We start from the raw sequence: 25,911 nt of genomic DNA on the forward strand, positions 1-25,911 counted from the left end.
ACCTAGTGACCGCCTACTGAAACAATTTCAGGAATGTTAAGTGTCAGAACCTTTATATTTTTTTCAGGAGCTGTAAAATTTTTGAAATCCTGTATAATCTCCAATACATCATAATCTATGTTTCTGGACATTCGACCATCAATAATGAGTTCACTATTATCTGGCGCATGACTTAAAGTTAGCTGTATACTTCCTTTATTTAAAAACGTTACTTCTTCTGAAAGTGTAATGGTGACGGTTTCGCGTTCTTGTTTTTTCTCAGTCTTGTAATGGTAGGAGTTTTTATAATTTTTACGAAGAATAAAATAGATTGCTACAACCATACCAATACCGATACCTTTTAATAGATCAGTACCCAATATTGCCAGTACTGTTACAATAAAAGGTATGAACTGATCCCAACCTAAAGCATACATACCTTTGAAAAGTGATGGTTTTGCCAGCTTGTAACCTACCATTAAGAGGATTACAGCTAACGATGCTAACGGAATAAGATTTAAATAACGCGGAATAAGAAGGGCAGATAGTAATAGAATTGCTCCATGAATGATAGTAGACATTTTGGTTTTACCGCCAGAGTTTATGTTAGCTGAACTGCGTACAATAACCTGCGTAACAGGTAACCCTCCTAATAAACCCGACACCATATTGCCCACACCTTGCGCTTTTAATTCTCGATTTGTAGGTGTGTTTCTTTTTAGTGGATCTAATTTATCGGTGGCTTCAACAGATAACAATGTTTCAAGACTAGCCACAATGGCTAATGTTACAGCAACAATGTAAACATCAGGATTGTTAATGGCTGTGAAGTCGGGAGACTTGAAAAAGCTAAAAAACTCTGAGATGTTAGTTGCAACAGGCAACTGCACTAGATGTTTACCAGTCATTTGTAAATCAGGCACAATGCCGCCAAAAAGACTATTCAGTAAAATACCAATCAGTACTACAAACAAGGCGCCCGGCAGAAATTTGAAGAGTTGAATTTTCTTCATAAATGGTCTGTCGAAAAGAATCAGCAGCGCCAATGAAACAACTGAGATTACAATGGCGCCTGCACTGCTATACCGCACGGCATAATACAATTCTGAGAAGGTGTTATGACCATCCTTTTGAAAAAAAGATTCGTCACCCATAAAGTCCTCATCATAACCGAAAGCATGTGGTATCTCTTTTAAAATAAGCGTAATGCCGATGGCAGTAAGCATACCTTTTATAACTGAGGACGGAAAATAATATCCAATAATACCCGCCTTTAAAAATCCGGCAATTAATTGAATTAAACCCGCAAAGAAAACAGCTAACAGAAAGGCTTCGAAACTACCCAGTGTTTCAATAGCAGTAAGTACAATTACAACCAAACCTGCTGCAGGGCCTGATACGCCTAAGGCTGACCCACTCAGTAAACCAATAGCAATACCGCCAACAACACCAGCAATAATGCCGGAGAAGAGAAGATCTGCTCTGCCTGTGGAGGCCAATGCAACCCCTAAGCAAAGAGGCAAGGCGACTAGGTAAACGACCAGGCCTGAAGGCAAATCGTTTTTAAGATGAGCAAAAAGATTAAGTTTTTTTGTTGACATGGTAGTCCGCTAAAGCAAATGAGAAAGAACGAAGAAAGAATTAAACAAGAATTTTATTTTTGATCTGAAGTTTATACACGCCTTCAATCTCAGAGTTATCTCCCACAGTTACATTAAGATCTTTCAATATTCCATTGGCAATAGAGTAAACCAAACCATGAACTTGAAGAAAGCGACCTTGCGCCCATGCATTCTGAATAATGGTGGTTTTAGTAAGGTCAAACACCTGCTCCTGTACATTTAATTCAACCAACCGGTCTGCTCGTTTACTTTCGTCTTCAATGGCATCAAGCTCTTCATGATGAAGTCTGTAAACATCTTTGATATGTCTTAACCAATTGTCAATTAAACCAAATTGTTTTTGTCCCATAGCAGCAAGCACACCACCGCAGCCATAATGTCCACAAACAATTACATGTCGAACCTCAAGTACATTAACAGCATAATCTAGTACACTGAGCATACTCATGTCGGTATGAATAACCATGTTAGCTATGTTGCGGTGTACAAACACCTCACCGGGGGCAGTGCCAGTAATTTCATTGGCAGGAACGCGGCTGTCGGAACAACCAATCCATAAGAATGGAGGTTTTTGTCCTTTACTTAGTTTTTCAAAGTATTGTTCGTCTTCACCTAATTTACTTTGAACCCATTGTTTATTTGCAGTAAAAATGTCGTTATAGTGCTGTGGCATTGTATGATTGTCAAAAAGTTAAAAATAGTATTGTAAATAGGGCATACCACAATGGGTATGCTTATACACAGTTGTACATTATTGTTAAATACAATAAGGAAATTAAGCGTTTAGCTCTGGAGGTTGATGTATGCTTGCCGAGGTACCATCGCAAGGATGGTGCAAACAAGAGGGATTGTTCTTAATGATGACAAGAACATAACCTGCTTGAACATTTTCAAAGTAAGTCAATAAAAGATCAAGCTCTTTGTTTAAGGATTCCGTTTCTGAAGATTCACCACTTAACGGATCCTTTTCCTCTTCACAGATAGTGTTAAAGGTTAAAACAAGTGTTTCGTAAAGTTCTTTATTGGTTTCCTTGAAATCGAGAATATTAAGCTCAGTAAGGAAAAAGCTGAGGTTCAAAAACACAAGACCTGCCAGTGTGGCAAGTGATCTTAAAAAATGTGTGTTTCTGAAGAGAGTCATTTCTACAAAGTTAAACTAATTTTTTTATCAAAGCAGTTTTACGTTATTCGAACATTATTTTGTTTAACCAGAAAATACAATGCCATGCAACAACCCGATGCACTTAATCAGGTAGCTGAATTTCACCGTACTTTTAAGCACCCCATCCTTAAAACCCCGTCTATCCCGACAGAGAACCGTTGCAAATTACGTGTTGCATTGCTGGCCGAAGAACTAAAGGAACTGGAGGTAGCCATTCTTAATAACGACATCGTTGAGGTTGCAGATGCCCTATGCGATTTACAATATGTATTGTCAGGGGCTATACTTGAATTTGGTTTGGGGGAGAAATTCAAGGCATTGTTTGATGAAGTGCAACGCTCGAATATGAGCAAGACCTGCAAAGATGAAGCAGAAGCAAAGAAAACAGTGGAGTATTATCTGCAAAAGGATGGCACTGAATGTTATTATCAGCAGGAGGGAAGTCATTGGTTAGTTTACAGGAAGTCTGATAATAAGACGATTAAGTCAATTAATTACTCCCCTGCCAACTTAGAAGGAATTTTAAAGCCCTGATTTAGATAAAAAACTCCAGTTGAAATTCGCTATCGTTACCTGGTGACTGAATAGGGCGAAGTGAAACAATTTGAGCGCTGTTGTAAGTGCTTATAAACTCGCTCCGACTAATACGCAGTTTACTTTCGCCTGGTTTAACTTTATGGTATTGCATGCGGCCAGATTTATTGGCTGTAGCAGAGTACATATACCGAAACTGAATCGGGATGGGTGACGGTATGTATTGCATAGAAATTGTTTTATCGATAACTGTTTTTGAACTCAGAATTGATCAACACATTTTGTCTTGAATTGTATTGAGCAAGTAAAGTATAAGCAAATTCAGGCACATAATTGAATTGCAGTTCAAGCTCTTCAATTTTAGCACAAAGCTCTTTCACATAAAATCTAATCTGATCAAGATTCTTACAGTTGGTTGGTTTTTCAAAATTCCTGGATATGAAAGATTTTAACTCCATCTCCAATTTTTTCATTTCGTAGGCAGACATAGAAAATGTGTAGAACTACACAATGTTACTTTAATTGTAACTATAAAAGCAAGTATTCTGGTGTAAAAATGCACAGATAAGGTTGTGTCTTAAACACGTTTAATTAAGTGTCTGATAATCAGATTATTATTTTTTAAGACAACCTTCTTTGTGAATTAGTTAACAATACTTTGGGGCTTCTTCGTTTACCCCGTATTTCGGTAGGCATTTTGTTTGTGCTAGAACCTTACAGTTTTGGTCTAGGACTTATGGCAAGAAGCCCTTATTATTACAGTTAGAATAATTGAATTTAAACCCGCATATGGATTATTTAGAACCCAGTCCCTTTTTAGTTTTTTGGCATCAAGCCATGATTATCGGAGCCATAATTATGATAGCCTCCGGCATTGTGATATACCTCAGCTATAACCTGCGGTTGTCTTCTATTAAAGATCCGCACGCTAAATATGACTTTATCAATACCAAGGAGATAGCCAACTATAAACTTGTTTTTTACTGCTTTGGCGTTGCCGGAGCTTTGATAATCAACAGGTATGGCATGGATAAACTGAAAACCATTGAAGTATGGTTTTTTGCCCGTCTTCTTATTTCAATAGCTGGTGGTACCCTGGTTGGTTATGTCGGATATCTCGTATTGGAATACTATTACCCATCAGTTATTCATAAAAAATTACTGAAATGGCGTTATCTGCCACGCGTTTCTTCTAAAGGATCTACTATGCGCTTGTTAAGTGAGGAGGAAGAAGATGTTCATCTGGATATGGGTATGCAGGCCGAAGAAAATATTTTCTCAATCGACTATGATGTTTGGGTAGATGAGAAAAGCGGTGAAGTGAAAATCGAGAAGTATGCTGGTCATTTGGAGGCTTTAAAATGCAACAGTTGTGGGTTCTTTACCATGAAGGTGCTTCGTGAGGAGATTACAAAACCAGCAACTGCCGATACACCTGGTGAACTTGTTAAATACTACCAGTGTTCTTATTGCAAATCGAATAGGGCCACGGCTTTTAATCTATCTAATAAACAATCAGAAGCAGATTACAGAAACCAGAAGTACAAGTTCCGTTCAAATAAGGATGTGGATTTGGTAAAACTTGAAGTACACTCTACCGTTAAAGGTAAAAAGCACTACGAGTTTCAGTCTGTAGATGAGGCTCAGCGATTTTTAAGCGAGTTCGATTTTGATAAATCTTAAATGAAAAGTATGAAGAAAGTAGGGTCGATTTTATTTTTCCTTGTTACGTTTAGTGTACTATCGTGGGCTTCTGTAAAAGACACAACAAGTTTTCAGCCTAAAGCAATTTATGGTAAAGAAGCGCAAACCATTATCGCTATCCTGAACAACAATCATTATAGCAAGATTAAATTTAATGATTCACTGTCTTCAGCAATTTTAGATCAGTATGTACAATCCTTGGATGGTAGTAAGTCGTTTTTCTTAAAGTCCGACATACAATCTTTTGAAAAATACCGCACAACATTAGATGATCTTACGCAACTCGCTAATGTTGATCCCGCTTATGAAATTTATAAAGTTTTTCGAAGACGCTTTGATGAGCGAATGAGTTACATCACCACTCATTTAGTTAACGAGCAGTTTGATTTTACCATTGATGAGGAATATGAAACCAATCGTGAAAAAGAACCTTGGGCAGTTAACGAACAAGAATTAAATGATGTTTGGCGTAAGAACATTAAGAATCAGGCTTTGAGTCTTAAACTGAGTGGAAAAAAGCCAGAGGAGATGTCGAAAGTATTGGCAGAGAGATATGAACGCATGAATAAAGCCATGCGTCAATTCAACAGCGAAGATGTATTCAATATTTATATGAATACAATTACCGAAGCTTACGATCCACACACTTCTTATTTTTCACCAAAAGCTGCAGAGAAGTTTAAAGAGCAGATGACGCTTTCGCTGGAAGGTATTGGAGCTCGCTTACAAACGGATAATGACTACACTAAAATAGCTGAAATTATTCCTGGTGGTCCCGCAGATAAATCAACCATACTCAAAGCTAACGATCGTATTATAGGCGTAGCACAAGGTCTTGAGGGCGATATGGTAGATGTTATCGGCTGGCGAATTGATGATGTTGTGAAACTTATTAAAGGACCTAAAGGCACAACAGTAAGACTTAGCTATTTGCCTGGGGAAACTGGCCTTACAGGTTCATCTAAAGAAATTACTTTAGTAAGAGAGAAAATCAAACTTGAAGATCAAAAGGCTAAGAAAGAAATAGTGCCTTATAAACAAGGTGTCAAAGATTTAAAGATGGGTGTTATTACGATCCCAAGCTTTTACATGGATTGGGAGGCCTACCAAAAGGGGGATCCTGATTATACCAGTACTTCAGGCGATGTAAAAAAATTAATAAAAGAATTACAAGCTGATAAAGTAGACGGTTTGATCATTGACTTACGCAACAATGGGGGAGGTTCATTGGCAGAGGCAATTGATCTTACAGGATTGTTTATTAAAAATGGTCCTGTAGTACAAGTGAAAAACTCAGCGAACCGCATTGAAGTTGCTAAAGATGATGATCCGAGCGTGCTCTTTACTGGTCCTCTTGTAGTAATGACCAATCGCTTTAGTGCATCCGCTTCTGAAATTTTTGCCGGTGCCATACAAGACTATAACCGCGGTGTTGTTGTTGGCGAGTCTACATATGGTAAAGGTACCGTTCAGACAGTTGTCGATCTGAAACGTTTTATTCAACCAACAGAGGGCGAAGAGGTAGGTGAATTGAAAATCACTTTTCAGAAATTCTACAGAGTAACAGGTAGCAGCACACAACATAAAGGCGTAACACCCGATGTTAAATTGCCATCACCATTTGATGAAGAAGAGTATGGGGAAAGTGCAAACCCGAGTGCATTGCCATGGGATGAAATCAGGAGTACATTATATGAGAAAACACCCATTGTAAATAAGCAAACGCTGGCTACACTTAATAAATCGTATCAGGATCGCGTTAAGAGCGATGTGCAGCTTAATAAGTTTATTAGCGATACGAATGAGGCCAGACGCACCATGAAGGAAACTAAAGTCTCGTTGAATGAAGCCAAGCGTAAAATGGAAATGGAAGAGGCTGAGAGAAAAAGAGCAAATACAAGTTTGGGAACTAAGTTGGGTGACAAAGAAACAGGAAATGTTTCTACACCGGGCTTCAAAATGGACGATGCTTACTTGAGAGAAAGTGTTTTGATTCTTTCTGAATTGATTGTGCAACGAGTAGGTTGACAACATTTAATTTGATAGCATAAAAAAGGCTCCGGTTTTCCGGAGCCTTTTTGCTTTATAGCATTTATCTTAATTCGTTTTTACGAATTCGTCAAAGGATTTAAGAATGATGGGTTGCATATTATTCTTACTCATCACTTCATTTAATTTAGGTGTATGCTTTTCTTTTACCTTTTTAAAAGTTGTTTTCGCTGTTTGCATACGCTCGGTTATTGCAGCCATATTATCCAATTCAGCATTAGATGGTTTAAAGAAGGTTGATGCCACCTTACTATATAATTCCGATAAGTCTTCGCGAAGCTGAGGCTCTCCTGCACCTACGTAATTATCGCCAGTGGTAATAACCAGTGTTTCCTTTAGTTTATTCAGCTCAGTTAACAAAGGGGTTACCGCCTTTGAAGCAGCAGGGCTTTTTGCTTTTTGTTCTTCAGCTGCTTTAATGGTCTCATCGATTTCATAAACCATATATGCAAGTTCCTGCGTCATATCAAAAAGCTTTCTAGTAACTACTTCATTTTCTTTACGATCTGCTATAGCAATAGTAGACTTCGGATCGTATTGAACAACCAATTCATTGGTAAAGGTTTCTTTTCCTTTTTGAATTACTACTTTATAAGTACCTGCAGGAACACGCGGGCTTGTAAAGCCACCGAAGGCAAAAGTTTTACCAGTTGCTATTTTAGGTGCTTTGGTTGTAAAGCCCCATTCAATCACATTGATACCTTTTGATTTACCTGCATCTAGGTCAGCAATTTTGTTACCACTCATATCCTGAAGTTCTGCAGTCATCTTGCCAAGCGTATGACGTTTCTTCAAGTAGTATGTAATCTTAGCATTCGTACTGGCATTGGCGCCAACGAATTGTGTTTCAGAAGCTGTACCACCAAAACCATTCGATTCGTCCATTGTTGCAGGCTTGATAGGGAAGAAATGAAATTCTTTCGCCAGGTTTTCAGTAGTGAGTTCACGTAAAGGACTAATGTCATCAATAATAATAACACCGCGGCCGTGTGTACCCATCACTAAATCATTGGTTCTTTTTTGTAGATCAATAAAGTGTACAGCAACTGCAGGCATGTTGTTAGTAAACTTCAACCACGATGTTCCTCCATCAATAGTAATATACAAACCAAATTCAGTACCTAAGAAAAGTAAATTTTCATTTACATAATCTTCTTGGATGTTTCGCACAAAACCAACAACATCATTTGAAATAACAGATTTCCATGTTGCACCAAAGTCTGTTGTTTTATAAGTATATGGTTTCTGATCTCCTTGTTGATAGCCTGTAAACACCGCATAAGCAGTCCCTTTACCAAACTTACTGGCTTCAATGTGCCAGCATGATGTATTCTTAGGTAAGCCAGCAATGTTGGCTACTACATTCGTCCATGTTTTACCACCATCTTTGGTTACCTGCACATTACCATCATCAGTACCTGCCCAAACAATATTTTCGTCAAGGGGAGATTCAGCAATAGTGAAAATGGTACAATGATTTTCAGCACCAGAATTATCGCGCGATAAACCACCTGATTTTCCTTGCTCTGTTTTTAGCGGATCATTTGTAGTTAAATCAGGAGAAATTTTCACCCAGGTTTCACCCATATCTTCAGAGCGGTGTACAAATTGACTGCCCATATAGAAACGATCTTCTTTAAAAGCACTTGTAGCCATGGGTGAATTCCAGTTGAAGCGAAGTTTAGGATCCCCTTTCATCGCCAACGGTTGAATTGTTTTTACCTGTTCTTTAGTTCTATCGTACCGCCATACATTTTCTGCACCCTGCATTTCTGAGTAAAGGATTTTCTTGGTAGGATGTGGTAATACACGATAGCCATCGCCTACACCTACTACATGCCAGTCTCTTGCCTCTACACCACCAGGTGAACTAGATGGGCCGTACCATGAACCATTATCCTGTAAACCGCCATATACATTATAAGGTTCTTCGTTGTCAACACTGATTTGATAGAATTGTGATAGCGGAAGGTTCTCAATGATCTCCATCGTTGTTCCACCATCCCAGCTACGATACACACCACCATCAGTACCGACATACATACGATCAGAGTTATTAATGTCAAACACTATATCGTGTATATCGGCATGCATTGGTCCGAGGTTCTTAAAAGTTTTGCCACCATCACGTGAAATGGAACCATACAAGCCTGCTTTAACAACTACTTCAGGGTTGCGGGGGTCAATAGTAATTCTTGAAAAATAAAAAGGTCTTACAACCAGTCCGAAATCTCCATTGGTTTGTTTCCAGGTTGCCCCGGCATCATCACTGCGGTAAAGTCCTTTATCTTTATCCTGTTCAGATTCGATTACTGCATATAGTATGTTTGAATTAGAAGGAGCAACAGCTACAGCAATTCTTCCTAATTTACCTTTAGGGAAACCGTTGTGAATTTTATTCCAGGTTACGCCACCATCTATAGATTTGTATAGGGCACTGCTTAAACCACCGGAGTTAAAGCTCCATGGCGAACGTCTGAATTCCCAGAAAGATGCATATATGATATTAGGGTTTTTAGGATCAAGCAGTAAATCGCTGCAACCGGTTGTTTTATCAACATATAAAATCTTATTCCATGTTTTACCTCCATCAGTTGTTTTATAGAGACCTCTTTCTTCACTATCGCTCCACAGAGCACCCATTACGGCAACATATACTTCATTGGAGTTTTGTGGATTAACTTGGATGCCGGCAATGCGCTCAGATTTTTCGAAGCCCATTTTTTGCCAGTTGCTACCGCCATCAATGGTTTTGTAAAGACCATCTCCAACAGTAACGCTATTTCTTGTCCAGGTTTCACCTGTTCCTACCCACACAATATTATCAGGGTTAGATGGATCCACTTCAACCGCTCCAATAGATTGACAATATTCATCAAAAATGGGATTGAAGGTGGCGCCACCATTAGTACTTTTCCATACACCACCACCTGCCGCACCTACATAAACAACACGATCATTTGTTGGGTGTAATTCAAGATCTGAAATACGCCCACTCATTAACGCTGGGCCTATATGTCTGGCGCGCATATCTCCGAAGAGTTCTTTTCCTTTAGTGACAGCATCCTGCGCGAAAGCAGTGCTACTCACCAGGAAAACCAGAAAAGGCAAATAAATTTTTTTCATGATTCTTTGAGGTTTGTGATTAATTCAGTTAGAAGCAAACGTATAAATGATGTCACTTATTAATTATTAAGTGGAATCATCAAATGTAGAAGCAAAAAAAAACTGCAGGTATATTCTGCAGTTTTTAAAGTTTATTGTCCCTCTGGATATTTGAAGGTAGCTGCGTCAACAGCTGGGTTGACTTCGATAGCTGTTACCGCTATTGGCTGACTTGGACCGCCTTTTACACCTTGCGCTAAAGAGAAAGCCATAAGCACGCCATTGCTAACTTCTTGATAATCGCTGAATTTAATCTGAGATACCTGACCTTTTGCCGGACCTGACTTTACCTCGGCTTCAACAACAAGGGGTACAAAGTTTTCCGTGTCAAAATAATAGAAGCTTACATCATCAGTTAATTGTCCGTCAACCTTAATTTGCTTTTTGGTTAATTTCACTTTAAAGGTTTCAGTACCCTCAATTGTTTCTTTACCTGCTAACTCTACTGTATAGCCTTTTGCTTTATAGTTCAAAAACACATCAGGGAAATCACCAATAGATAATTTGAAATTCTCTGTTGTTTCAGCATCGCTTTTCTCTGCCTTCTGGGTCATAAAATTATCAGACCATAAATCTGTGCCATCAAATACACCTTGTTTGATAACCCTTCCCTGTAAGTTAATAATGGTTGCCTGACGGCCATCTTTCAATTGAATGATCTCTAACGGTATTTCCATACCCCCTTGATTTAATTTTGCCGACATCTTCATGCCTTCAATAGTTTTCCATTTTTCAAGACCACCAGTATTTTCAAAATAATTTGCGATGATCTCATCTGCAGTTTGGGCATTGGCTGTAAAGGCGAAAAAGCCTAAAACAATAGCTGTGAGTAGTTTGTGTTTCATAATTTGGGTTTTAGTGTTTAGTAAGTCGGTTTATCGACTAGAAAATTACAGGGTATTAAGATAAGATGCATTAAGCACTGAAAACAATTTGAAATTTTAACTTTTAATTCTACCTAAGGTTTCGGCATAATTCCCTATTTTGGAAGAATTTAAGGAGATTTTCCAAACATGAGTGAAGAACTGCTCAAAGCGGTGATACAACTTTTTGCCATTGTTGCGCGCGAGAGGATTACCGATGATGAACGTATTAAAGTAAAGGAATTCCTGGGACAGCATCTCAACAGGGAGGCTGTTCAATACTATCTTGACCTATTCGATAATTATTGTGCACAGCATGAGTTAAAGGCTATTGCAGGTGAGGCTATTCCCATGGATGAAGCCACGCAAGAGTTTGTTGGCGACTGGGCTAAAATAATGGAGATTGCCAAAAAGGTTAATCAGGCATTAACCGTTCAGCAGAAGCTAGTATTAATCGTCAAGATAATAGAACTTGTTTATGTTGACTTCGAAATTTCTGAAAGGCAGGGTAATCTCATTTTTTATATTGGGCAAGCACTTAAAATACAGCAAAGTGATGTTACAGCCTTGCAGGATTTTGTAACCGGTCAGGATATTGATGAACTGGCCTCTAAAAATGTTTTGATTATTGATGAAGGTCTTGATGAAAAACCTTATCCGGGCCCACGCATTACCGAAAAGAATATTAACGGTATGGTGGCTGTTTTGTATCTGACTGATGTTGAGACGTATCTGATTAAGTATTTAGGTATTTCAGGACTTTACCTGAATAGTATATTATTAAAGAGTAGAAAAATTGAAGTGTTTCCCGCTGGTAGCACTATACGCGGTGATAAAATAGAAACAATTTACTATAGTGACGTTGTTGGTCGCTTTAGGGTTGGACAAACACAAACCTCCATCACTTTTACAGCAGACCACCTATTCTATCATTTTAAAAGCGGAAGAGCCGCTATACAAAATATTAACCTTGCCGAACGTGAAGGTAAACTCATTGGCATTATGGGAGCCAGTGGTTCAGGTAAATCAACCTTACTTAATGTACTTAATGGCACTGAACGGCCTTCCAGCGGACAAGTACTTGTTAATGGCATAGATATACACACGCATCCGGAAAAGGTGCAGGGGATTATTGGTTACGTTCCGCAAGACGACCTGTTGCATGAAGAGCTGAGTGTTTATCAAAACTTATTTTATGCAGCGAAGCTTTGCTTTGGTGCTTATAAAGATGAGCAAATTGAAGAAATAGTTAATAAGACAATTGTTCAGTTAGGTCTTTTAGAAATTCGCGACTTGAAAGTAGGCTCGCCAATGGATAAAACCATCAGTGGCGGGCAGCGTAAACGCGTTAATATCGGTTTGGAATTATTACGGGAACCCGCTATGCTGTTTGTTGATGAACCAACCTCGGGCTTATCATCACGCGATTCTGAAAACATCATGGACTTGCTCAAAGAATTATCCCTGAGAGGGAAAATGATCTTTGTTGTAATCCACCAACCCTCATCAGATATTTTCAAACTCTTTGATTCATTGCTGATTTTGGATGTGGGAGGGTTTCAGATTTACTATGGCAATCCGGTTGAGGCAGTTTTGTACTTTAGAAATATCGTAAATGCCACCAATCGCGATCAGGGTGCCTGCCCTGAATGTGGTAATATTAACCCGGAGCAGATATTCTCCATTATTGAAACTAAGGTGGTAAATGAGTATGGTAGATTAACCACTACCAGAAAAGTTTCACCGGGCCAGTGGTATCAGTACTTTAAGCAAAAGACGAAAATTCCTAAGGTAATTCATACAACGGAGAGCTTACCGGTTGTTCAGAAAATACCCAATTGGTTCATACAGTTAAAGGTATTTGTTAAGCGTGATGTCCTGTCGAAGCTTTCTGATAAACAATACTTTTTTATCAACCTGTTGGAAGCACCTTTATTAGCATTGTTCATCAGTTATATGGTGAAGTATTACAATGTTTTAAAAGGCGAGGAGGCTGTTTATAGCTTTTACGAGAACCAGAATATTCCGGTATACTTTTTCATGAGTGTTGTTGTTGCACTCTTCTTTGGTCTAACCATGAGTGCGGAAGAAATTTTCCGTGACCGCAAAATTCTGAAACGTGAAAAGTTTCTGCATCTCAGCAGAAGCAGCTATCTCTCGTCTAAGGTATTGATTATGTTTTTCATATCGGCTGTTCAAACATTTCTTTTCATAGTGGTTGGTAATCTGGTGTTAGAAATTCCTTTTACAGAATTGCGTTATTGGTTTGTGCTTTTTGCCTGTTCTTGCTTTGCCAATATGTTAGGCTTAAACATTTCGGCTTCATTCAATTCTGCAGTAACCATTTATATTTTAATTCCATTATTGGTTATTCCACAATTGTTATTAAGTGGTGTGGTAATCAACTTCGATAAATTTAATCCTCGCGTTGGAAAGCCAGTAGGTGTGCCGGTAATCGGTGAAATGATGGCTTCTCGTTGGGCTTTCGAAGCGATGATGGTGACACAGTTCAGGGATAATCCGTTTGAAGCGCAATTCTATGAATTGGATAAAGAAGCGGCCTTATCCGAGTACAAACGCATTTACCTCATTCCAGAATTGGAATCAAGACTTTCATTTATTCTAAATCACAGAGAAGGTTGGTACAACGAAAACAGAACGGATGTGGCAGCTGCCATGAACTTGTTGCGCGATGAAATTAAAAATGAACTCCGTTGGATCGGTGAAGATAAATTCGCTGAAGCTGATAAAATAGCTATAGGCTCATTTGATTCATTGTTACACCGCAATACTGTTAATTTCTTAAGCGCTTTGAAACGGTATTACAGTAATAAAAAAGACAAGGCTCAAGATCAAAAAGAACAAATGGTGATGGCACTGACAAGTACACCCGAAAAGGCTGCACTTTTTGAAGAGACGAAGTTGCATTATCAAAATCAGACAGTGATGGATGCCGTAAAAAATATATCAACACCAGACAGAATCGTAGAATTTCGCGGTCAGTTACACCAAAAAATATATCCGATATATGCAGATGAACATAAGCCGAAACATTACCTCGATTTCTCCGCGAATCTTTATCAGCCCACAAAGTACTTCGCAGGAGCCACACACGATACTTTTGTGTTCAATATCCTTGTGATTTGGTCTATGACCTGCTTTTTGTTCCTAACCCTATATTTTGACCTGCTGCACCGTCTCATAATTCGTGTCGAGAATTGGCTAAAATATGGCAAAAGACGTGTTAGGGATTAAAAGTGTTTTGTATTTTTGTTTCATAACCAATTACCAATGTTTACACTTGGTTAGCGCAACAAAATGTTAGCTTGGTGTACTCCATTTTACAATTAAAAACCAACTATTTGCACATGAAAAAACTAACATTAATTCTATTTGTATTAGCTGCTGTATTTGTAGCCGCTTGCTCAGGTAAAAAAGAAGAGACAGCTTCTGCTGCTGAAGAAACCGAAACTGCAGCTGCAGATGAGTGGCCTGAAATGGATGCTTATCACTTTGCAATGGCAGAAGCATTCCACCCGTTTAAAGATTCTGCCAACCTTGCACCTGTTAAGGCTCAGGCTGCTGATTTAGTAAAAGCAGCGGAAACCTGGGTTAACGCTCCTCTTCCCGAAAAAGTAAACAATGACGAAATAAAGGCCAAGTTACAGGAGTTAAAATCAGGCAGTGATGCACTTGCTCAATTGGTAACAACAGGCACGGATGAAGAGATTGGCACTTCTCTAACTGCACTTCATGACAAGTTTCATGAATTACAAGAAGCCTGGTATGGCGGTGGCGGTCATCAGCACAATCATTAATAGTTTTTAAAACTAAAAGAGACCTGTGGAGTTAATATACCACAGGTCTTTTTATTTGCCTTATGCTAAAAGTTGCGTGGTCCGAAAAATACATTCTTCCTTTACCACCTAATCATCGGTTTCCCATGAGTAAGTATGAGGTTTTACCTCAACAGCTTATACATGAGGGGACACTTAGTGGTGATAATTTTTTCGCACCTGCACCCGCTGATGAAAAAGAAATCTTAAAAACGCATGACGCAGATTACTGGCACAGACTTAAAAATCTTGAATTAAGTAATCAGGAAATCAGGCGCACGGGTTTCCCTTTAACGCGTGAGTTAGTAGATCGTGAGATTATTATCGCGCAGGGTACCATTGATTGTACGAAGTTTAGTTTGCAACATGGGATAGCCTTGAATATTGCCGGTGGCACCCACCACGCATTTACTGATAGGGGTGAAGGGTTTTGTTTATTGAATGACATGGCATTGGCTGCTAATTATCTTTTAAACAATCAGCTAGTTAAAAAGATATTGATTATTGATTTGGATGTACATCAGGGAAACGGTACAGCACAAATTTTTCAACACGATCCCCGAGTATTTACCTTTAGTATGCATGGTGCGAATAATTATCCTTTGCATAAAGAAAAATCAGATTTAGATATCGCCCTGCCTGATCATACGGATGATAAAAGTTATTTGATATTGCTTGACAGACACCTTAAGGAATTAATGAATAATGAACGTCCTGATTTTATTTTCTATCAGTCGGGTGTAGATGTATTGGCTACAGATAAACTTGGGAGATTAGCGTTAACCAGAGAAGGCTGTAAAAAGCGTGATAAGTTTGTATTAAACATAGCAAGGCAAACAAAAACTCCAATTGTAGTAAGTATGGGCGGTGGTTACTCCCCGGATTTCAGAGATATTATTGAAGCACACGCCAATACTTACCGATTAGCACAGGAGATTTTCTTCTGAAAGAAACGACTAACTACTTATTTTATGCCAATTATTCATTAGAATATCAAAAGCTCCTTTAGTAGCATCCATCAAAGTTTCATATGGGCCGGGTGGCATAAAGTAAGAATTTCCCAACCGGGTAGAATGAGAAGTAGTAATAAGATGTTTAACAGGATTTGTTTCAAAAACCTCAAACCAAACTTTGTGATTGTATCCGGATTGCATTTTGTGGTAACATAAGATATAGGCATCATAATCTTTCATCTCCACTCCAATCAATGATTTTTCCATATCATCGTTTTCCGGAATTACATATTCCTTGTCCATGATCATAAAGTCAAACTCTTTTTGTGACACAAACGATTCTGCTAGTGATTTTATAAAAATAGTCCTATATGCATCGCTCGAGTTTTGTAGAAAGGGATCATTTTCGGCTACAAGAAGAAGCGCAACTTTCTTAACTGGCCGCGAGGCTTTTGAAGATATTGTTTTCCGAGACCCAAAAATGCCACATTGAGAAAATAGAAGTACTATAAAAAAGAAGAAGACAGTTTTCTTAATGCTGTTTGTCATAGATTCCCGAATAAGCGGTTAATGTCACTTAATTGCCTTCTTCTTTTGTCATTGGCAATCAGGCCAAAAGTGAGTCTGACTGAAATTGTATTTCCTGAAAATGAGGTGCCCGGATAATTATCATATTGAACAAAATTATAACGAACATCAATTCCTGAGTATGATCCTTTGTCATTAATATAACGATATCCTACACCTGCATTAGCATTAAATGATAGTATAGATTTTCCATCGATATCGTTGTCAGTATCACTCTCCACAACATCAATACCATCTATACCTGCCCCAATACCAACGTGAAGATTTGATTTGCCAATGCTAAGCATAGTTCTGGTTACGTTAAGGCCGGCAAAGCCACCAAAGAAATAATCTGTAGTGATTAGGTTTCCTTGGTAGCGAGTTGTGTAGTTATTCTTTGAATTGATAAACCTGAACTCAGCGCTTAAATCGAAGGTGTACTTTTCAGTTCCTCCACCAAATAAGAAACCTATGCTAGGATGAGCACCCAGAACTGATACGTTTCCTGTTGGAATCCAAACACCAGTGCTGAGGGCTACATGAACAAGTTTTTTGCTTTTAATGTTATCTATAAGTTGATTAATCAATTGTGGTAAACGACCGTCACTGCATTGGGGTGAATTTATACTTTGTTGAAAAGCTTCGACCTCACCGGCATATAGTGTCAGAAGTTGGTATCTCAAATCGCATAAACTCATTCCATCGTTTGTGAGCTTTTGCAACAATTTTTTGGAAAAAGTCCGACTAGCTTCATCAAATGAGAGAATAAGATCTGCCGGATTGTAGTACTGATTATAAAAATTGTTCGGATTTTGATAAACAGTATCGATCAATTGGTTGATTTGATGGTCTGCAAGGTCATCCAGTAGGAATACATACGCAGAATAGTCAATCATAAATTGTGTAAATGAATCGTCTTCAATAGAAAGCAAAAGTTTGATACGTTCATTAAACTTATTTCTACCGCATTTTTCTTCCCAAATCTTCGTGTAGTAAGCCGCGGAATCCAGATTATTTACTTCCAGATAGTAGGGTATAAGTTGTATGGCTTCGTTGCTAACAGTTTCACATGTGTTAACCACGATTGGTCTGACGACAGGTTTTCGGTTTTGACCAGAAAGGTTGATGTGAGCAACGAGCAGTAGGAGAAGGCTTAAGCAGCGCATTATTTTTGCGGGGTCAAAACATTGATGCTCCAATATTGTTAAAAAAGCATGGAATCCACAAAGTCGTCTAAGAAAAAAACCAGCAAGGCCATCGATGACCAGGCCATATTAGAAGCCTATAAGCACCATCTATTAAAAGAGGGTAAGCAGCCAGCTTCAATTTACTCTTTTTGCGCAGCCCTGGACATTAAAGAAGAAGTGTTCTATGATCATTTTGGATCTTTTGATGCCATTGACAAGGCTATTTGGAAGGCATTTGCCACTTCTACCTTACAAAAATTGAATGCAGATGCTGCTTTCGCTGAGTTTAGTGCCAGAGAAAAGTTGCTCACCTTCTACTTTGCCTTGGCGGAAGTACTTAAATCAAACAGAAGCTATATTCTGCTTGTAACGAAGCATCATAAATTCCCGGAATTCAACCCAGCTTACATAAAAGACTTTAAAACATCTTTTGAAAGTTTTGTGGAGCAGATAATAGGTGAGGGGATTAGCCGCGAAGAAGTGGCCAAACGTCCTTTTGTCGACAAACGCTATCCCAATCTGTTTTGGATTCACATGACTTTCTTCTTAATGTTTTGGAAGGATGATAACAGTAAAGGTTTTGAAAAAACAGATGCCTTTGTTGAAAAATCTATTAACCTGGCCTTCGATTTAATTGGTAAAGGTGCCATCGACTCCGCCATTGATTTTCTAAAATTTTTATACCAGGCCAAAGCATACGCATAAACCACAACATGAAGGAGCAGGAGAGTATACCTACTAGCAAGGTACAGCGCGCAGGGAAATTTATAGGAACAGGTGCAAAAATTGGTGCCAACTATTTAAAGCATTATGGAAAGCAACTGGTAACAGGCGAATCAAACAAAGATGACCTGCATCAGAATAATGCAAGAGACATTTATAAATCGTTAAGCGAGCTTAAAGGCAGTGCCCTTAAGGTTGCACAGATGTTGAGTATGGATAAAAACATCTTGCCGTCTGCATACCAGCAACAATTTGCCATGGCACAATATTCAGCGCCACCGCTTTCTTATCCATTGGTAGTTAAAACTTTTCAAAGGCAGTTTGGTAAAAATCCTGATCAACTATTCGACAGTTTCTCAAAATCTGCAGCCAACGCAGCCTCTATTGGTCAGGTGCATAAAGCTGTAAAAAATGGTAAGAACCTGGCCGTTAAAATTCAATACCCTGGGGTTGGGGACAGTGTAAAATCAGACCTGGCCATGGTGAAGCCGATTGCTTTGCGCATGTTTGAGCTTAATGCTTCTGAGTATGACGACTATATTCAAGAAGTCGAGGCACGCATGTTGGAAGAGACTGATTACGATCTTGAGTTAAAAAGATCGCTCGACCTTTCTGTTAAATCAGGAAAAATTAAAAACGTAATCTTCCCCAACTATTATCCAGAATTTTCTGGTCCAAAAATCCTGACCATGGATTGGATAGACGGAAAACCTTTGGGAGAAACGTTGAAACATGAAATTCCTCAGGAGCAAAGAAATGTATTAGGTCAGGCCATGTGGGATTTTTACCACTTCCAGATGCATACGCTTAAAGCAGTGCATGCCGATCCGCATCCAGGTAATTTTTTAGTAACACCTGATTATAAATTAGGCATTATTGACTTTGGTTGTGTGAAAGTGATGACTGAAGATTTTCATGCTAAATATTTTCAGTTGCTTGATCCGACATTGATAGATGATACTAAGCGTTTAGAAAAAGCTTTTTATGATTTACGTTTCATCTATCCTGATGACACTGATAAAGAAAAAGAATTCTTCATGGATATCTTTACAAAGTTGGTGGTGTTATTGAGTAAACCTTTCCGTTCATCCACTTTCGATTTTGCTGATAAAGCTTACTTCGATACCATCTTTGCCTTTGGAGAAGAAATATCAGGAATGAAGGAATTAAGAAAATCCAAAAAAGCGAGAGGGGTAAAGGATGCCCTTTACATTAATAGAACCTACTTTGGTTTGTACAACATTTTGCACGACTTGAAGGCGACTGTAAATACTGCCTATTGATAATCTAATTCGCTTGGTTAAGTTTCCTTATTCATCCTCTCCTTTGGATAGGATCGGATGTGAGCCTGCCTTCACGTAGCCGTTTCGGCAAAGGCAGGGCCAGGCTTAACTAAATGAAATTGTTTGATAATCACGTACGCCAGTAGGTAATAAAGAAAAGCATTAGTCTATACATTTCTAATGCTGCATAAAGCCCGATTAAAGCCAGCGGTACTTTAAAAGAGAGCATGCGCTTACGATCTCCATAGAAAGTGCGTGATGCACGCCACAAAAAATAAAGATTACTTCCAATAAAAATGGCAGTAATAGCGAAGTCGTCCAGGTATTTTATCCAGCCCGAACCAGACCAATTCAATAGTGAATTGAGTAACCAGAAAATCAGATTAAGCAAAATGGCGTTGATAGCGATATTGAAAATAGCCAACTCGACAGCGAGGGTTGTATGGTCGGTGAAATAAATCTTCTTCTTTCTAAAAATGAGAGATAATGGGAGAGAGGCAAAAACGATAAACATCACAATTAGCAATTTTGCCAGGCTTTGAGATTTGGCATCGTACATTAATGTGTAGGCCTGTAAACTGAAATTTGAATTAGCCAATTTATGAAGCACCATCTCTCTCACCATATGCCGGTGCGGCAACAAGTACATCTGGGTATACAGTGAAGAGTTAAATAGCTGGAAAACCGGAAATAAAAAATAAACCAGGTTAAGAATAAAAAAGAGTTGTAATGGTTTTATGTATTTAACCCTTACACCGTTAATATATTCCTTAGAAAGAAATCCCGGATTACGGATAACAAGCCAAAGTGTTTGAATCACTTTATTATCAGCAAAGGTTATAGCAATGATAACGCTGCCAAGAAAACTTTTAAATTTCCTATCTTTTACTTGCAGTACTTTTTCACCGCATAAGTTGCAGTAAAGTCCTGTAAATTCATGGCCACAATTTTTACAAGTATGCTTTTCGGTTAATGCTTGATCCACGTGCCAAATTACAAATCTTTCCAGTGTTTATTTACTGTGGTTGAGTTGCTTTAATACTTTTTTAGCGCGAGACACATATCCGGCACTGCCAATAGAAAGCTCACTTTCCAGTAGTAATCTCAGCTCTTGTTTTAAATCCGGATGCTCGTGGGCTATGTTACCAAGTACCGTCATGGCAAAAACCCGTATGGCAATGGCCTCTTTTCTGTTGGCAAGTGCATCAAAACAATAGTCAGCAACAATTCCCTGATCCTTGGCAGGTACTTGAACAAATTGCAATGCACGTAGCACATTTCTTTTCAGACTATCAGTAGCCGAACTAGCAGAAGCAGCCTTGATTAATTTTTTGACATAGCCTTTAAGTAGAAGTGGATTATGCTCAACGCAGATACTCATGCTGCCTGCAGCTAACTGCATCTTTTTATTGTCCATGCTTAGCACCTGATCAACCAGTAATTTAAATTTTACTGTATCCTCACCGATATAGTTCGCAATTTTGCGAACACCTGACTGAGAATAGGGAGCGGTGAGTGCTTTTTCAAGATTCATAATAGATTGAAGAAACGAAAATGCTTGAGGTTTACATAGACGCTTGATAAAATTCTTTTGGGGCTTTGCTCTTTTTGCTCTTTGTGGCTCTTGCTCTTCCGAATTTGTAATTCGGAAACCTTATATAAGGATTTTTAATCCGATATTAGTTGGTATCAAGGGTTTATGAATCTAAAAGCTGCAAATGGGGTTTGGGTCGCAGACCCAATGTATAGAGCTTCCGAATTACAAATTTGGAGGAGCGTATTACTTAATCTTTGCGAACCTCTGTGTGCTCTGTGATTTAAACTCGTTTATATATCTCTGCTTCTCCTAATGAACAGTTATGTCAATTCTTCACTACTGCCACAGCAGGGATCGCAGCGAAAATCCTTTTTGCAGCAGGGTATTCAGCGCTGGGCAAAAAGATTGCAGCGGATGAGCCCGGCCGCTGCCATAAAATATTTAATAATTGAGAGAATTTACTTTGTGTGTTGGCAGCTTAACATATCACCTTACTGGCTGAATAGAACGCTCAAGGATGATTTTTGAGTTGTCAACCTTTGGTATTTGTTGATTAAAACGGAATATGAGGAAATAAAAAAGCCCTGATTTTTACATCAGGGCCTTTGTAGACTGGAGGGTATCCATTTCGAACCTTTTCATGTCCGACATTCTTCAAATACAAAGATTATCAAGTCCATGCAAAGATACAGGATGATTTCGATTCCTATTTTTGGATTTTGAACATACAGTATGATTGCTAATTTTGTTCAAGCAAGCAAACGACATTTTTAAGTTATTCACCCAATGGATCACTTTACAGGATGAAATCCTCAAAAAGATTACTAAAAATGATTATGCCTATTATAGCCATAATCTGTACTTTAATTTTTATACCCTGGGAAATCGTCTGGACCTGGGCGGAACCTCTCCCCGATACTGTTCAGGAGCAAGTGAATGACGTTAGACATCATGAATTGGATGGAATCATCGTTTATGTAAATCAGCAAGGTAAAGCGCCTGCGTTTTATGCAGCCGGTTGGATGAATAAAGAGAAGAAAGTACCAGCGAATCCATATGCACTGTTCAAGATCGCCAGCATCAGCAAGTTGTACATTGCTGCGGCTACTGCCAAATTAATCGCTAACCACCAGCTATTCCTGAATGACACTCTCTCCAATCTCGTACCTGAACTTACAGGAAGAATTGAAAATGCCGACAAGATTACGCTGCGGATGTTACTGCAACACCGTAGCGGCATCCCCGATTGGATTGATGATAAGGAGTTCCCCTGGGGCAAGCCGCCTTCGGATGTCAGTCAAGTCCTTAATCTGGTTTTGGACGAGCCCGCAAAATTTAAACCCGACAAACGGCATGATTATTCTAACACAAATTATCTTTTGATCGGAGAGATTCTTGATAGGAAACTTGGATATGATCATCAACAATATATCAAAAAGGAAATTTTAGATCCGCTTGAGTTAACGCATACTTTTGCACGAATGAGCGAAGTTGACACCAGCATGGTTGTCAGTGGATACGACTCCCATTTCAAAGGTGATGTAAAGAGACTTGATTTTGTATCGCCTGGAGGATCGATGATAGCGACAGCTGAGGATGTCGGAATATTCGTGAGAACATTGAACGATGGTTCGCTCTTGAGCGGTGATGAACAAAAAATATATTCATCAATTTATGAATATGGTCACACCGGCCTGCTACCAGGCTACCAGAGTATCGCACGCTACCATAAAGACATTGACGCGGTGGTTATTCAGTTTGTAAATACAAGTGGTGGAAACAAGTGGACTGTTTCAGAATCAATCTACAACCGCATTATAAAGATTCTGAGAAAAGAAAAAGCTGAGCAAGAACTACAAAAATAAGTAGTAAATACAAAAGCACCGATATTACGAAAACTGGATTGACAAACTACTGCTATACTAATAGAACTGGAGGGGACTATTCAAACCAAAAAAAGCCTGAAATCATTTTGATTTCAGGCTTTTTAATACTTGTAGCGCGGGGGAGAGTTGAACTCCCGACCTTTGGGTTATGAATCCAACGCTCTAACCACCTGAGCTACCGCGCCATTCGTTTTTGGGAGCGCAAACTTAGCAGAAGGATTTTTAATACGCAAACCTATCTTAATACTTTCAGATACTATGTGATTTATATTTTGGGTGTTAAGCAAAAAGTCTTAATTTCAGCACATCGCCTAAGATATGGGAGCAAAAAGACTTTTTTCGACCGATTACGAATTTCACGCGTCAGCGAAGATGCTCTATCCATATCTGCAGACTGCCAGTGGTCTGGCTGAATGGTTCTGTGATGATGTAAAAATAAACAACGAGAATAAGACGCTTACTTTTTTGTGGGATAATGAGGAGCATAAAGCCATGCAGGTTGCACACCGCGTTAACCACTCAGTTAAATTTCAATTCCTGCCTGAAGATGATGGGGATGAAAATGATCCTGCATACTTAGAGTTCAAAGTGGAAACCAACGACCTTACCCAGACAGTTTACCTGCATATAGCCGACTATTCTGACTTTGATGACCAAAAGGAATTGCACGATTTGTGGGATGATTTAGTGGGCGATCTTAAAAAAATTGTGGGTGGATAGCATCCTTTAATATCCGATTCTTTTACAATCCTGTATCTTTGGCGTAAAGCTTGCTCATAGCTGCGCATGAAAAGACTCGATAAGTTCATTCTCCAATCATTTATAGGTCCTTTTATCCTCACATTTTTAGTGGTGGTATTCATTTTACTAATGCAACACATGCTTAAGTATTTTGATGATATTATTGGTAAAGGACTTGATTGGGCAACTATTGGACAATTGCTTTTTTACTTTGGTATTTTTATGATGCCCATTGCCATGCCTTTGGCCGTACTGTTGGCATCTCTCATAACCTTTGGTAACCTGGGTGAACATTTCGAACTAACAGCTATTAAGGCTTCAGGCGTTTCATTAACCAGAATACTCAGACCTATATTCTTTTTTGTACTCTTTTTAACCAGCATAGCTTTTTATACCAACAATTATTTGGTGCCCAATGCAGCACTGGAAGCTTATAGTTTAATGTATGACATCAAACAAAAAAAACCAGCATTGGAAATCAGAGAGGGCATCTTTTACAACGGTATCCCTGATGTAAGTATTAAGGTTAATGAGAAATTTACTGAAGATGATGACGCTTTAAAAGGTGTTATTATTTATGATCACCGAAAGAATGATGGTAATAAGCAAGTTACGGTTGCTGATTCTGGAAGAATGTCAACGTTTAATAATGAACAATATCTAAAGCTTGAATTGTTTAACGGATATTTTTATGATGAAGGATCGTCCACAGAGCGTGACATGACTGGTCAAAGCAAAAAAAATGAGGCACCTCAGGAAACCCTTAGCCGCACAAAATTTTCAAGATTGCAGGTAGTTTTTGACTTGTCGTCTTTTGCTTTAAGCAGAACAGATCAGCGATGGTTCCAAAGCGACAGAATGATGAGGAACATGGGTGAGTTGCAGAGTGATATTGACTCTGTTAATGGTTTGGTATTAGGGCAACGCCTCAGTTACTATAAATCCAGGCCAACTTTTTTTGTTTATTATCAGCGTCACGACACCATTGCATTACCGGAAGAGTTAGTTTTATTCGATCTGTATAAAGACTCATTAGCAAAAATTGAAAATGCTAAACTAGAGGCTACTGCTATTGCAGCAACTACCGACAGTGCTTCTGCTTTGGAAATTAAAGCCAAAAAGAATCAGTTAACTTTTAATAAATTCAAAAGCAACCCTAAGGCTGTAAGTAGTGCCAGGAAAAACAGAACATTCAAACCAAAAGTAGTGCAGCCGCTGGCTAGCAATGATTCTACGAAACTTAATATTGATAGTCTCTTGAATATACCCCTTACACGTGATCACGTACAAGCTGCCGCCAACTATGCACGGCAAACCAAGAATCAGATCACCAGCAGCAAAGATTATGAAGATAATTATGTAAAAGGCAGAACGGTGTTTGAAGTGCAGTGGCACAAAATCTTATCTAATTCATTGGCCTGTATTGTTATGTTTTTGATTGGCGCTCCTTTGGGGGCTATTATTAAAAGAGGAGGGTTGGGCGTGCCATTTTTGGTCTCTATCCTCTTCTTCATCGTTTTTTACCTGCTTACCATGCAAGGTGAGAAATGGGCAAAAAATGGGGCTATTAGTGCCTGGAGTGGGGTTTGGGCAGCTGATTTTATACTCTTATGGATAGGTCTGTTTTTCTTGCGACAGGCAAGGGTAGATGCCCGATTATTTGAAAATGACTTTTATATGGTGGTTTTAGACAAGCTAAAAACAAAATTTTCAAAGAAAAATTGACTTAAAAGGCTATCCTTCAGGTAAATTGCTTGTAGAAATAATGTTTTTCACTACTTTTGCAGCCTGAATAAAGTGAAAAAGCAATGATTTTGACATCTGCCAGCAAAAAGGAAATTTTCAAGAAGCACGGTTTTAGCAAATCTGAAAAAGATACAGGTTCTCCTGAGTCTCAGGTTGCGTTATTTACAGACCGCATTAACCACATCACAGCACATTTGAAAGAAAACAAGAAAGATTTCGCTTCACAGCAAGGTCTTATAAAGTTAGTAGGTAAGCGTAAAAGATTGCTTAGCTACCTAATGAGCACCAATATCGATCGCTACAGAGCGATTCTTGCCGAACTAAACCTCCGCAAGTAATAAAAACAAAACCCATTAAGGGAACCCCTTCAAGGT

Annotated in this window: 23 protein-coding genes and 1 tRNA gene; 12 read left to right on the forward strand and 12 right to left on the reverse strand. The window is 38.7% G+C overall.

Annotated features, from left to right (window positions below):
• Positions 1-2: 2 nt before the first annotated feature.
• The 3 genes from SanaruYs_RS16755 to SanaruYs_RS16765 form a co-directional block, all read right to left on the reverse strand.
• On the reverse strand, positions 3-1,580 hold the full coding sequence (locus SanaruYs_RS16755; protein ID WP_127123746.1) for a SulP family inorganic anion transporter: 1,578 nt from the start codon (positions 1,578-1,580) through the stop codon (positions 3-5).
• A 40-nt stretch (positions 1,581-1,620) separates the two neighbouring features.
• Positions 1,621-2,274, reverse strand: a complete 654-nt coding sequence (can, locus tag SanaruYs_RS16760) for a carbonate dehydratase (RefSeq protein ID WP_127123747.1) — start codon at positions 2,272-2,274, stop codon at positions 1,621-1,623.
• A 102-nt stretch (positions 2,275-2,376) separates the two neighbouring features.
• Positions 2,377-2,742, reverse strand: a complete 366-nt coding sequence (locus tag SanaruYs_RS16765) for a hypothetical protein (protein ID WP_127123748.1) — start codon at positions 2,740-2,742, stop codon at positions 2,377-2,379.
• 84 nt (positions 2,743-2,826) lie between these two features.
• Here SanaruYs_RS16765 and SanaruYs_RS16770 point away from each other — a divergent pair, with 84 nt between their 5' ends.
• Positions 2,827-3,297 (forward strand): pyrophosphohydrolase domain-containing protein, encoded by a 471-nt coding sequence (locus SanaruYs_RS16770; protein WP_127123749.1) that lies wholly within the window; start codon positions 2,827-2,829, stop codon positions 3,295-3,297.
• Between the two features lies 1 nt (position 3,298).
• Here the strand turns inward: SanaruYs_RS16770 and SanaruYs_RS16775 are convergent, their stop codons facing one another.
• Entirely contained in the window at positions 3,299-3,526 is a 228-nt protein-coding gene (locus SanaruYs_RS16775) for a hypothetical protein (protein WP_127123750.1), read from the reverse strand.
• Positions 3,527-3,536: 10 nt separating this feature from the next.
• Positions 3,537-3,785, reverse strand: a complete 249-nt coding sequence (locus tag SanaruYs_RS16780; RefSeq protein WP_127123751.1) for a hypothetical protein — start codon at positions 3,783-3,785, stop codon at positions 3,537-3,539.
• 301 nt (positions 3,786-4,086) lie between these two features.
• Between SanaruYs_RS16780 and SanaruYs_RS16785 the strand changes: the two genes are divergently transcribed.
• Positions 4,087-4,980: a phage holin family protein gene (locus SanaruYs_RS16785; RefSeq protein ID WP_246011930.1), complete on the forward strand. Its 894-nt coding sequence runs from the start codon at positions 4,087-4,089 to the stop codon at positions 4,978-4,980.
• 9 nt (positions 4,981-4,989) lie between these two features.
• A complete protein-coding gene (locus tag SanaruYs_RS16790) occupies positions 4,990-7,029 on the forward strand; it encodes a carboxy terminal-processing peptidase (RefSeq protein ID WP_127123752.1) in 2,040 nt (679 codons plus the stop codon).
• Positions 7,030-7,098: 69 nt separating this feature from the next.
• Here SanaruYs_RS16790 and SanaruYs_RS16795 read toward each other — a convergent pair whose 3' ends face one another.
• Together SanaruYs_RS16795 and SanaruYs_RS16800 are read right to left on the reverse strand one after the other, a co-directional pair.
• On the reverse strand, positions 7,099-10,176 hold the full coding sequence (locus SanaruYs_RS16795) for a WD40/YVTN/BNR-like repeat-containing protein (protein ID WP_127123753.1): 3,078 nt from the start codon (positions 10,174-10,176) through the stop codon (positions 7,099-7,101).
• A gap of 131 nt (positions 10,177-10,307) precedes the next feature.
• The gene (locus SanaruYs_RS16800; protein ID WP_127123754.1) at positions 10,308-11,060 is read right to left on the reverse strand and encodes a LolA family protein; all 753 of its coding nucleotides are present in this window, start codon (positions 11,058-11,060) and stop codon (positions 10,308-10,310) included.
• A 168-nt stretch (positions 11,061-11,228) separates the two neighbouring features.
• Between SanaruYs_RS16800 and SanaruYs_RS16805 the strand changes: the two genes are divergently transcribed.
• The 3 genes from SanaruYs_RS16805 (at position 11,229) to SanaruYs_RS16815 (ending at position 15,861) form a co-directional block, all read left to right on the forward strand.
• Complete coding sequence (locus SanaruYs_RS16805; protein ID WP_127123755.1) at positions 11,229-14,333, forward strand: ATP-binding cassette domain-containing protein; 3,105 nt, start codon at positions 11,229-11,231, stop codon at positions 14,331-14,333.
• Between the two features lie 113 nt (positions 14,334-14,446).
• Positions 14,447-14,896: a hypothetical protein gene (locus tag SanaruYs_RS16810; protein ID WP_127123756.1), complete on the forward strand. Its 450-nt coding sequence runs from the start codon at positions 14,447-14,449 to the stop codon at positions 14,894-14,896.
• 62 nt (positions 14,897-14,958) lie between these two features.
• Positions 14,959-15,861: a histone deacetylase family protein gene (locus tag SanaruYs_RS16815; protein ID WP_127123757.1), complete on the forward strand. Its 903-nt coding sequence runs from the start codon at positions 14,959-14,961 to the stop codon at positions 15,859-15,861.
• Between the two features lie 9 nt (positions 15,862-15,870).
• On the opposite strand, the gene SanaruYs_RS16820 is transcribed toward SanaruYs_RS16815, so the two are convergent.
• Together SanaruYs_RS16820 and SanaruYs_RS16825 are read right to left on the reverse strand one after the other, a co-directional pair.
• On the reverse strand, positions 15,871-16,170 hold the full coding sequence (locus tag SanaruYs_RS16820) for a hypothetical protein (protein WP_127123758.1): 300 nt from the start codon (positions 16,168-16,170) through the stop codon (positions 15,871-15,873).
• A gap of 242 nt (positions 16,171-16,412) precedes the next feature.
• Positions 16,413-17,516 (reverse strand): hypothetical protein, encoded by a 1,104-nt coding sequence (locus SanaruYs_RS16825; protein WP_127123759.1) that lies wholly within the window; start codon positions 17,514-17,516, stop codon positions 16,413-16,415.
• A 132-nt stretch (positions 17,517-17,648) separates the two neighbouring features.
• On the opposite strand from SanaruYs_RS16825, the gene SanaruYs_RS16830 reads away from it, so the two are divergent.
• Both SanaruYs_RS16830 and SanaruYs_RS16835 read left to right on the forward strand, forming a co-directional pair.
• The gene (locus SanaruYs_RS16830) at positions 17,649-18,326 is read left to right on the forward strand and encodes a TetR/AcrR family transcriptional regulator (protein ID WP_127123760.1); all 678 of its coding nucleotides are present in this window, start codon (positions 17,649-17,651) and stop codon (positions 18,324-18,326) included.
• A gap of 8 nt (positions 18,327-18,334) precedes the next feature.
• Positions 18,335-19,627, forward strand: coding sequence for an ABC1 kinase family protein (locus SanaruYs_RS16835; protein ID WP_246011931.1), 1,293 nt, complete (start codon positions 18,335-18,337; stop codon positions 19,625-19,627).
• Between the two features lie 130 nt (positions 19,628-19,757).
• Here the strand turns inward: SanaruYs_RS16835 and SanaruYs_RS16840 are convergent, their stop codons facing one another.
• Both SanaruYs_RS16840 and SanaruYs_RS16845 read right to left on the reverse strand, forming a co-directional pair.
• Complete coding sequence (locus SanaruYs_RS16840; RefSeq protein WP_160118699.1) at positions 19,758-20,612, reverse strand: DUF3667 domain-containing protein; 855 nt, start codon at positions 20,610-20,612, stop codon at positions 19,758-19,760.
• Positions 20,613-20,639: 27 nt separating this feature from the next.
• Positions 20,640-21,161, reverse strand: a complete 522-nt coding sequence (locus SanaruYs_RS16845; RefSeq protein WP_127123763.1) for a HEAT-like fold family protein — start codon at positions 21,159-21,161, stop codon at positions 20,640-20,642.
• An 806-nt stretch (positions 21,162-21,967) separates the two neighbouring features.
• On the opposite strand from SanaruYs_RS16845, the gene SanaruYs_RS16850 reads away from it, so the two are divergent.
• Positions 21,968-23,029: a serine hydrolase domain-containing protein gene (locus tag SanaruYs_RS16850; RefSeq protein WP_127123764.1), complete on the forward strand. Its 1,062-nt coding sequence runs from the start codon at positions 21,968-21,970 to the stop codon at positions 23,027-23,029.
• A gap of 132 nt (positions 23,030-23,161) precedes the next feature.
• On the opposite strand, the gene SanaruYs_RS16855 is transcribed toward SanaruYs_RS16850, so the two are convergent.
• Positions 23,162-23,235, reverse strand: a tRNA-Met gene (locus tag SanaruYs_RS16855).
• Positions 23,236-23,368: 133 nt separating this feature from the next.
• Between SanaruYs_RS16855 and SanaruYs_RS16860 the strand changes: the two genes are divergently transcribed.
• The 3 genes from SanaruYs_RS16860 (at position 23,369) to rpsO (ending at position 25,875) form a co-directional block, all read left to right on the forward strand.
• A complete protein-coding gene (locus tag SanaruYs_RS16860; RefSeq protein WP_127123765.1) occupies positions 23,369-23,770 on the forward strand; it encodes an START-like domain-containing protein in 402 nt (133 codons plus the stop codon).
• A 66-nt stretch (positions 23,771-23,836) separates the two neighbouring features.
• Positions 23,837-25,516 (forward strand): LptF/LptG family permease, encoded by a 1,680-nt coding sequence (locus tag SanaruYs_RS16865; RefSeq protein ID WP_127123766.1) that lies wholly within the window; start codon positions 23,837-23,839, stop codon positions 25,514-25,516.
• Positions 25,517-25,599: 83 nt separating this feature from the next.
• Entirely contained in the window at positions 25,600-25,875 is a 276-nt protein-coding gene (gene rpsO / locus SanaruYs_RS16870; protein ID WP_127123767.1) for a 30S ribosomal protein S15, read from the forward strand.
• Positions 25,876-25,911: the final 36 nt, after the last annotated feature.

The sequence above is a fragment of the Chryseotalea sanaruensis genome, assembly GCF_003990915.1.
Lineage (GTDB): Bacteria > Bacteroidota > Bacteroidia > Cytophagales > Cyclobacteriaceae > Chryseotalea > Chryseotalea sanaruensis.

Coding starts and splice junctions, on each gene's coding strand:
- SanaruYs_RS16830 (WP_127123760.1), top strand. CDS start 17,649: ATGGAATCCACAAAGTCGTCTAAGAAAAAAACCAGCAAGGCCATCGAT.
- SanaruYs_RS16860 (WP_127123765.1), top strand. CDS start 23,369: ATGGGAGCAAAAAGACTTTTTTCGACCGATTACGAATTTCACGCGTCA.
- SanaruYs_RS16835 (WP_246011931.1), top strand. CDS start 18,335: ATGAAGGAGCAGGAGAGTATACCTACTAGCAAGGTACAGCGCGCAGGG.
- SanaruYs_RS16780 (WP_127123751.1), bottom strand. CDS start 3,785: ATGTCTGCCTACGAAATGAAAAAATTGGAGATGGAGTTAAAATCTTTC.
- SanaruYs_RS16850 (WP_127123764.1), top strand. CDS start 21,968: ATGAAATCCTCAAAAAGATTACTAAAAATGATTATGCCTATTATAGCC.
- SanaruYs_RS16755 (WP_127123746.1), bottom strand. CDS start 1,580: ATGTCAACAAAAAAACTTAATCTTTTTGCTCATCTTAAAAACGATTTG.
- SanaruYs_RS16770 (WP_127123749.1), top strand. CDS start 2,827: ATGCAACAACCCGATGCACTTAATCAGGTAGCTGAATTTCACCGTACT.
- SanaruYs_RS16790 (WP_127123752.1), top strand. CDS start 4,990: ATGAAGAAAGTAGGGTCGATTTTATTTTTCCTTGTTACGTTTAGTGTA.
- SanaruYs_RS16805 (WP_127123755.1), top strand. CDS start 11,229: ATGAGTGAAGAACTGCTCAAAGCGGTGATACAACTTTTTGCCATTGTT.
- SanaruYs_RS16815 (WP_127123757.1), top strand. CDS start 14,959: ATGCTAAAAGTTGCGTGGTCCGAAAAATACATTCTTCCTTTACCACCT.
- SanaruYs_RS16820 (WP_127123758.1), bottom strand. CDS start 16,170: ATGGACAAGGAATATGTAATTCCGGAAAACGATGATATGGAAAAATCA.
- SanaruYs_RS16765 (WP_127123748.1), bottom strand. CDS start 2,742: ATGACTCTCTTCAGAAACACACATTTTTTAAGATCACTTGCCACACTG.
- SanaruYs_RS16795 (WP_127123753.1), bottom strand. CDS start 10,176: ATGAAAAAAATTTATTTGCCTTTTCTGGTTTTCCTGGTGAGTAGCACT.
- SanaruYs_RS16845 (WP_127123763.1), bottom strand. CDS start 21,161: ATGAATCTTGAAAAAGCACTCACCGCTCCCTATTCTCAGTCAGGTGTT.
- SanaruYs_RS16865 (WP_127123766.1), top strand. CDS start 23,837: ATGAAAAGACTCGATAAGTTCATTCTCCAATCATTTATAGGTCCTTTT.
- SanaruYs_RS16785 (WP_246011930.1), top strand. CDS start 4,087: ATGGATTATTTAGAACCCAGTCCCTTTTTAGTTTTTTGGCATCAAGCC.
- rpsO (WP_127123767.1), top strand. CDS start 25,600: ATGATTTTGACATCTGCCAGCAAAAAGGAAATTTTCAAGAAGCACGGT.
- SanaruYs_RS16775 (WP_127123750.1), bottom strand. CDS start 3,526: ATGCAATACATACCGTCACCCATCCCGATTCAGTTTCGGTATATGTAC.
- can (WP_127123747.1), bottom strand. CDS start 2,274: ATGCCACAGCACTATAACGACATTTTTACTGCAAATAAACAATGGGTT.
- SanaruYs_RS16800 (WP_127123754.1), bottom strand. CDS start 11,060: ATGAAACACAAACTACTCACAGCTATTGTTTTAGGCTTTTTCGCCTTT.
- SanaruYs_RS16810 (WP_127123756.1), top strand. CDS start 14,447: ATGAAAAAACTAACATTAATTCTATTTGTATTAGCTGCTGTATTTGTA.